This is a genomic window from Oscillibacter sp. CU971 (genome assembly GCF_905219725.1).
In the GTDB taxonomy this organism is placed as follows: domain Bacteria; phylum Bacillota; class Clostridia; order Oscillospirales; family Oscillospiraceae; genus Oscillibacter.
This window is the reverse complement of sequence record NZ_CAJMXG010000338.1, coordinates 1-2,598: the sequence shown is the minus strand read 5'-3', so window position 1 is coordinate 2,598 and position 2,598 is coordinate 1. Positions and strand designations below refer to the sequence as shown.

Annotated in this window: 3 protein-coding genes and 1 pseudogene; 2 read left to right on the top strand and 2 right to left on the bottom strand. The window is 49.1% G+C overall.

What is annotated here, in order from left to right:
• Positions 1-169: 169 nt before the first annotated feature.
• On the bottom strand, positions 170-637 hold the full coding sequence (locus JX325_RS15010) for a DDE-type integrase/transposase/recombinase (RefSeq protein ID WP_204791877.1): 468 nt from the start codon (positions 635-637) through the stop codon (positions 170-172).
• 256 nt (positions 638-893) lie between these two features.
• Between JX325_RS15010 and JX325_RS15005 the strand changes: the two genes are divergently transcribed.
• On the top strand, positions 894-1,205 hold the full coding sequence (locus JX325_RS15005) for a serine protease (protein WP_204791876.1): 312 nt from the start codon (positions 894-896) through the stop codon (positions 1,203-1,205).
• Positions 1,206-1,300: 95 nt separating this feature from the next.
• Entirely contained in the window at positions 1,301-1,762 is a 462-nt protein-coding gene (locus JX325_RS15000) for an FHA domain-containing protein (RefSeq protein WP_204791875.1), read from the top strand.
• A 421-nt stretch (positions 1,763-2,183) separates the two neighbouring features.
• Here the strand turns inward: JX325_RS15000 and JX325_RS14990 are convergent.
• A pseudogene (locus JX325_RS14990) lies at positions 2,184-2,519 on the bottom strand (transposase); the annotation flags it as partial.
• Positions 2,520-2,598 lie beyond the last annotated feature (79 nt).

The following is a 2,598-nucleotide window of genomic DNA, read 5'->3' as shown; positions in this document are numbered from 1 at the left end:
CCCAGGACGTGGTGACCTTCTGATACAGGTTGTAATAAGAAGCAAAAAGGCTCCCCTCCGTTGCCCTGAACCGGCCCAGGTTGTGCAGATAGCACAAAAAAGGGACCACAGGCAGGAAAGATTAAGTTTTAGGCGGAGTGGCGCAGCGAAAGCGGCGCCACTCCAGTTTTTAACCGGATGCGCACATGATTGTAAAAATATGGGACGTATACTGACCACCTTGGCCGCTGTGGAGCTGCAATTCCGCGTCGGCCACCTTTTTCTCCTTTCGCACGGCGAGACGAATGGTATCCAGCGCCAAATCTACGGCCTGGTGTTTGGCAGTTTTGTAGGCTGCGATGCTGTTATCGTAGAGAGCCCTGATCATAGACAGATAGAGGACACCTTGACCAGTTTGGATGTAGGAGATGTCTGTCACCCATTTGGTATTGGGCTTGTCCGCGTGAAATTCCCGGTTAAGCAGGTTTTCATACTTGTGGACCTGCTGCCCCATCTGCCGCCACTTCCTCGGCCTGCGGATCTCTGCCAACACCTCATATTTCTTCATTACCCGCAGCACGGTCTTGGGGTTGCGGTGGGTGCCCTGTCCGCAGCCTCCTAAGCTCTGCGGCCTCGCTTTGATGCGGCGGCTGACCATCCTTGCGGGGTCGGCCCTTGGGCTTTATCTGTATTCCTCCCGCCTGTTTTCGCTGCCTGATACGGCGCCTCTCCAAACATTTTTTCACCTGACTGCGCTCCAGCCCGAAATGCTCGGCTATCCCCCTGTGCGTTTTTCCGGCCTCATGCATTGACACGATTTCCGGCTCCAATGCCTGTATCTTTGTGTATTTCCCTTTCTTCATTATACGTTCCCCTGTGTAGTCTATTTTCCTACACAGGGGGCCTTTTGTCTATTGTCTGTTTTTACTGGGCTGGTTTATTATGACAAGGACGATTCAGAAGAAGCGTATTTAGTGGATTACGATGCAGAAAAAGATGTGGCAATCCTAAGACTGACCAAACCCACCAGCAAGCGTTCTCCCCTCATTTTGAGGGAGCCAACGGACGACTGTTTAGGCAGTGAGGTTTATGCAGTTGGATATCCTTTAGCTTCGGACCTTACGGTGCAGGCTGTACGCTCTTTCAGCAAAAACGATGCTACGGTCACAACAGGCAGTGTCAGCCGTCTCTTAATAGAAAGCGGTTCTGGGCGCAAGCTCATTTGATTGGCTCGGATGGTAATATAATCGGCATTAATACATATGGGTCAAATCTGGATCAAANCCNCTTTNATGCCGTCAGCGTTGGGGAAGTCATCCCTATGCTGAATCAACATAGCGTTCCTTATGAGTTGGAAAACGGAACAGGGCTTGAACGTATTTTTTCTTATATTGCTATAATTGTTGTTATAGCTATCATTGCGGCATCTGCCCTGCTTCTCAAAAGGAAACCAGCACCCGCTTCTGTAAAAAATACGGAAACCGTTAGAGCCCCTTTTATTCGCTCTCTAGCACCCCAGTATGACGGGCTGGTAATAAAGCTCCATAACCAGCCAATACAAATTGGCCGAGATAGTGCTGTCTGCCGTTTGGCCTATCTGGATAATACTCCCGGAATTAGTTCGAACCATTGTAAGATTTCATTCAATAAAGCAGATGGGCAATTTACTGTCATTGATTTCAATTCAAGTTACGGGACATTCATCACCAGCGGGCAGCGGATTGCTGCTGGCATTCCGCAGAATCTTGCTCCTGGAGCCTCAATCTACTTAGGCCCTGTTTGAAAAATAGGGAAAGTTGAGCTAAATCAACAAAATAGCGGTAGCGGCAATGTAAACGAAGGCGAGAAAAGAAGCATCCAATTTGTCATATCTTGTGGCGATTCTGCAAAACGATTTGAGCTTTTGGAAGAAACATTCAACCAAATGGTGCTCTTTATATAACCACCAATCAACCGGCCACGGATCCGAAACATTGCTCTGTGGCGGGATTACATAGCTGGCTCCCTGTTCTGAGATGTAAGCTCGAATTGTCTTTGCTCCATAAGCATAGTCTGCTAACACATTGCTGCCGCTGATTTCTACCTTTTTCAGCAGTTTCCCCGAACACGGTCTACCACAATTACAAGCGGCTGGTGGCCTCTATCTTCCGGGGTACTGTCAAGAATAATGCNCAAAATAGTTTNCGGGTTCTGGCAGAATAAAATCAGCCAGCAATCGAGGTATCCTCCAGAGATGCCTCTAAGTGCTTCATATTCATGTACTTCTTGTTGCCCCACTGGGTGCCGACTACATGGCGGAGCCTGGCACAGACCAGCATAAGGGTAGAATTGCCATCCGGGAAGCAGCCCACTACTCTGGTGCGGCGGCGGATCTCCCGGTTGAGCCGTTCCATGACATTGTTGGTGCGGATACGAGTCCAGTATTCGCTGGGAAAGCCGCAGTAAGTCAGAGTCTCCTCAATGCCGTCTTCTGCCTTCTTTGCAGCCTCGCTCAGCTTCATGGTACGAAGCTCCTCCGCCACAGATTTAGTCTTCTCTCGAGTAATGTCATTAAGCTAGCCGCGAAGAAAGAAACGGCAGAAGGCAATAGGATTCCGAAGGAAATCCAGAAGGAACTTA